A 4,672-nucleotide genomic window follows, 5' to 3' on the forward strand; every position below is an offset into this window, starting at 1 on the left:
GACGTCGAGAACGTCGTCCTGTCGCTGTTCCAGGCCGCCGAGTACAACGTCGAACGCGCGGTGAAGGGCATCATCTACATCGACGAGATCGACAAGCTCGCCCGCAAGGGCGAGAACCCTTCGATCACCCGCGACGTGTCGGGCGAGGGCGTTCAGCAGGCGCTCCTGAAGATCATCGAGGGCACCATCGCCAACGTGCCGCCCAAGGGGGGCCGCAAGCACCCGCAGCAGGAGTTCCTGCAGGTGGACACGACGAACATCCTGTTCATCTGCGGTGGTGCGTTCGGCGGGCTGGAGCAGATCATCGAGCGGCGGCTCGGCGGCCGCAGCCTCGGCTTCGGCGCGGACATCCAGTCCAAGAAGCAGCGCAACCTCACGGAGCTGCTCAAGCACGTGGAGCCGGAGGACCTGCTCAAGTTCGGCATGATTCCGGAGTTCATCGGCCGTCTGCCCATCGTCACCGCTCTGGAGGAGCTGGACGAGCCGGCGCTGGTGAACATCCTCAGCCAGCCGAAGAACGCGCTGACGAAGCAGTACAAGAAGCTCTTCGAGCTGGACGGCATCTCGCTGAAGTTCACGGACGGGGCGCTCAAGGCGATTGCCTCCGAGGCCATCCGCCGCAAGGCGGGAGCGCGCGGTCTGCGCTCCATCCTGGAGAGCGCGATGCTGGACGTGATGTACGAGCTGCCCTCGCGCAAGACGGCGCGCGAAGTGGTCATCTCCGAGGAGGTCATCCTCAAGAAGAGCGAGCCGGTGGTGCTCCACTCCCAGGACAACAAGGAGACGGAGCCCAAGAAGGAGAGCGCCTAGCTCACCCCTCCGGCGCTTCCCGAACGCCCCCGCCAGTCCCGCGCACCGTGGGACGGACGGGGGCGTTGCCATCTCCGCAGTCCCATCCATCAGTCCCAGCCCAGGAGACGAAGCGGATGAACTACCCTCCCACGAGGACCGAGGCGGTGGTGGACACCCTGCACGGGGTGCGGGTGCCGGACCCGTACCGGTGGCTCGAGGACGAGCGCTCGCCGGAGGTGCAGGCCTGGATGAAGGCCCAGGACGCCTTCACCCGCGAGCAGCTCGCGCGCTACCCCAGCCGGGAGTCGCTCCGCCAACGCTTCACCGAGCTCTTCTACGTGGAGTCGGTGTCCGCGCCGGCCGTGCGCGGCAACCGCTACTTCTACGTCCGCACCCACAAGGACAAGGAGAAGGCCGTCCTCTACTGGCGCGAGGGGGAGAAGGGCGAGGAGCGCGTGCTGCTCGACCCCAACACGTGGAGCCCGGACGGCACCGTGTCACTGGGCCTGTGGTCGCCATCGTGGGACGGACGGAAGCTGGCCTTCACACGCAAGCCCAACGCGGCGGACGAGGCCATCCTCCACGTGCTCGACGTGGACACGGGCACGTGGAGCGAGGTGGACGTCATCGAGGGGGCCAAGTACGCCTCCCCGAGCTGGACGCCGGACAACCAGTCCTTCTACTACGCGTGGCTGCCCACGGACCCGTCCATCCCCGTGGCCGAGCGGCCCGGCTACACCGAGCTGCGCCTGCACCGGCTGGGCTCGGAGCCGAAGACGGACCCGCTGGTGCACCCGCGCACCGGGGACCCGCGGACGTTCCTCAACGGAGGCGTCACCCGGGACGGCAAGTACCTCTTCGTCTACATCTCCCGCGGCTGGAACGAGAACGACGTCTGGTGGAAGCGGGTGGGGGAGAAGGACTTCCGCCTGCTGGTGAAGGGCCAGGGGGCGAAGTACTCGGTGGATGTCTGGCAGGACTGGTTCTACGTCCTCACCGAGGAAGGCGCCCCCCTGCAGCGCGTCTTCAAGGTGTCGCCCGGCAAGCCCGAGCGCTCGGCCTGGCGGGAACTCGTTGCCGAGGACCCCTCGGCCTCGTTGCAGTCCATCAACATCGTGGGCGGGCACCTGGCGCTCGAGTACCTGAAGGACGCGACCACCCGGGTGCGCGTGGTGACGCTCGAGGGCCAGCCGGTGCGTGACGTGGCGCTGCCCGGCGTGGGCGCGGCGAGCAACCTCTACGGCCTGGAAGACAGCGACGACGCCTGGTTTGTCTTCAGCTCGTTCATCTCCCCACCGCAGGTCTACAAGACGTCCGTGTCCACCGGCCGGGTGGAGCTCTGGGCGCGGGTGGAGCTGCCCATCCAGCCCGAGCGCTACACCGTCGAGCAGGCCTTCTACCGCTCCCAGGACGGCACACGGGTGTCGCTCTTCGTCGTGCACCGCAAGGGCCTGAAGCGGGATGGCACCAACCCGGTGCTGCTCTACGGCTACGGCGGCTTCAACGTGAGCCTGCTGCCGAGCTTCCGCTCCAGCATCTACCCGTGGTTGGACGCGGGAGGCGTATACGCGGTGGCCAACCTGCGTGGTGGCGGAGAGTACGGACAGGCGTGGCACGAGGCCGGCCGCCTGCACCTCAAGCAGAACGTCTTCGAGGACCTCCATGCGGCGGCCGGGTTCCTCGTCCGCGAGGGCTATACCCGGCCGGAAAAGCTGGCCATCCAGGGCGGCAGCAACGGGGGCCTGCTGGTGGGGGCGGCGATGACCCAGCGGCCGGAGCTATACGGCGCCGTGGTGTGCCAGGTGCCCCTGCTCGACATGGTGCGCTACCACCGCTTCGGCAGCGGCGAGACGTGGGTGCCCGAGTACGGCTCCGCCGAGAATCCCGAGGACTTCCGTGTGCTTCACGCCTACTCGCCCTACCACCAGGTGCGGCCCGGGGTGCGCTACCCGGCCCTGCTCATGATGGCCGCGGATCACGACGACCGGGTGGACCCCCTGCACGCTCGCAAGTTCGTGGCCGCCGTGCAGGCCGTGAGTCAGCAGGCACCCGCCCTGTTGCGCATTGAAGCCAACGCGGGCCACGGAGGGGCCGACCAGGTGGCCAAGGCCATCGAGTCGAATGTGGATCTCTACAGTTTTCTGCTTGGTGTGCTCGGCGTCCAGGCGGCCGGAGTCGGTTCCGCTGCGAGCGCCGCCTCGGGCCGCTAAACCACCGGCCGGACACCCGATGGCCCCGAGGTGTTCCCTTGCTTGCAGGCCAACGTTCCCCATCTTTCACGCGGGGAACGGCAGCCGGAGGGGCCGTGTTATAGAAGCCGTCTTACCTGTTCGTACTCTCGGAGTGCGGGCGGGCAACATTCCAGGGGCTTGCGCTCACGGGCGGCAAGCAGGCAGGTGGCGAATACATGTTCTTCGGACGAGACGACAAGAGGGATGCCCAGAAGCGTGGGAGCACGGTTCCGCTCCTTCCGCTGCGGGACATCATCGTGTTCCCGCACATGGTGGTCCCGCTGTTCGTCGGCCGGGAGAAGTCCATCGCGGCGTTGAAGGACGCGATGGCGCACAAGGGCCCCGATGACAAGGCCGTCATCCTCCTGGCCGCCCAGAAGAAGGCGAAGACCAACGACCCGACGCCGGAAGACATCTTCCACTTCGGCACCATCGGTCATGTCATCCAGCTCCTCCCGCTGCCCGACGGCACGGTGAAGGTGCTCGTGGAGGGTGTGCGCCGGGCGAAGGTCAAGAAGTTCATGCCCAACGACGCCTTCTTCATGGTCGAGGTGGAGGAGGTCGAGGAGCAGAGCGAGAAGTCCGTGGAGCTCGAGGCGCTCGTGCGCAGCGTGCACTCGGTCTTCGAGGCCTTCGTCAAGCTCAACAAGCGCATTCCGCCCGAGATGCTCATGCAGGTGGCGAGCATCGATGATCCGGCGCGCCTCGCGGACACCATCGTCGCCCACCTGTCGCTCAAGCTCAACGACAAGCAGGCGCTGCTCGAGACCGAGAGCCCCGCCAAGCGGCTCGAGAAGCTCTACGAGCTGATGCAGGGTGAGATCGAGATACTGCAGGTCGAGAAGAAGATCCGCACCCGCGTCAAGAAGCAGATGGAGAAGACCCAGAAGGAGTACTACCTGAATGAGCAGATGCAGGCCATTCAGAAGGAGCTGGGTGAGCGCGACGAGTTCAAGAACGAGATCCAGGAGATCGAGGAGAAGCTCAAGAACAAGCGGATGAGCAAGGAGGCCACGCTCAAGGTCAAGAAGGAGCTCAAGAAGCTCCGGATGATGAGCCCGATGAGCGCCGAGGCCACCGTCGTCCGCAACTACATCGACTGGATCCTGAGCCTCCCCTGGTACGAGGAGACGCAGGACAGGCTGGATGTCGTCGAGGCCGAGCGGGTGCTCAACGAGGACCACTACGGCCTCAAGCGCCCCAAGGAGCGCATCCTCGAGTACCTCGCGGTGCAGCAGCTGGTGAAGAAGCTCAAGGGCCCCGTGCTCTGCTTCGTGGGGCCTCCGGGCGTCGGCAAGACGTCGCTGGCGCGCTCCATCGCCCGCGCCACCGGCCGCAAGTTCGTGCGCCTGTCCCTGGGCGGCGTGCGCGACGAGGCGGAAATCCGCGGCCACCGGCGTACGTACATCGGCGCCATGCCGGGCAAGCTCATCCAGTCGCTCAAGAAGGCGGGCAGCAACAACCCCGTCTTCCTGCTCGATGAGATCGACAAGATGTCCACCGACTTCCGCGGCGATCCGAGCGCGGCGCTCCTGGAAGTGCTGGACCCCGAGCAGAACCACAACTTCAACGACCACTACCTCGACCTCGACTACGACTTGTCGAAGGTGATGTTCATCTGCACCGCGAACACGATGCACAACATCCCC

The 4,672-nt window shown here is 66.3% G+C and carries 3 protein-coding genes; all 3 read left to right on the forward strand.

Going from position 1 to position 4,672, the window contains the following annotated elements; all coding sequences use genetic code 11:
* Positions 1–810 (forward strand): ATP-dependent Clp protease ATP-binding subunit ClpX (gene clpX, locus ACJ8AT_RS16940; RefSeq protein WP_407738780.1); only part of this gene is annotated, 810 nt, incomplete at its 5' end.
* Between the two features lie 116 nt (positions 811–926).
* The gene (locus ACJ8AT_RS16945) at positions 927–3,002 is read left to right on the forward strand and encodes a prolyl oligopeptidase family serine peptidase (RefSeq protein WP_407738782.1); all 2,076 of its coding nucleotides are present in this window, start codon (positions 927–929) and stop codon (positions 3,000–3,002) included.
* Positions 3,003–3,199: 197 nt separating this feature from the next.
* On the forward strand, positions 3,200–4,672 hold a 1,473-nt coding region (locus tag ACJ8AT_RS16950), incomplete at its 3' end, for an LON peptidase substrate-binding domain-containing protein (RefSeq protein ID WP_407738783.1).

Source organism: Hyalangium sp., assembly GCF_045802625.1.
Lineage (GTDB): Bacteria > Myxococcota > Myxococcia > Myxococcales > Myxococcaceae > Hyalangium.

Coding starts and splice junctions, on each gene's coding strand:
- ACJ8AT_RS16945 (WP_407738782.1), top strand. CDS start 927: ATGAACTACCCTCCCACGAGGACCGAGGCGGTGGTGGACACCCTGCAC.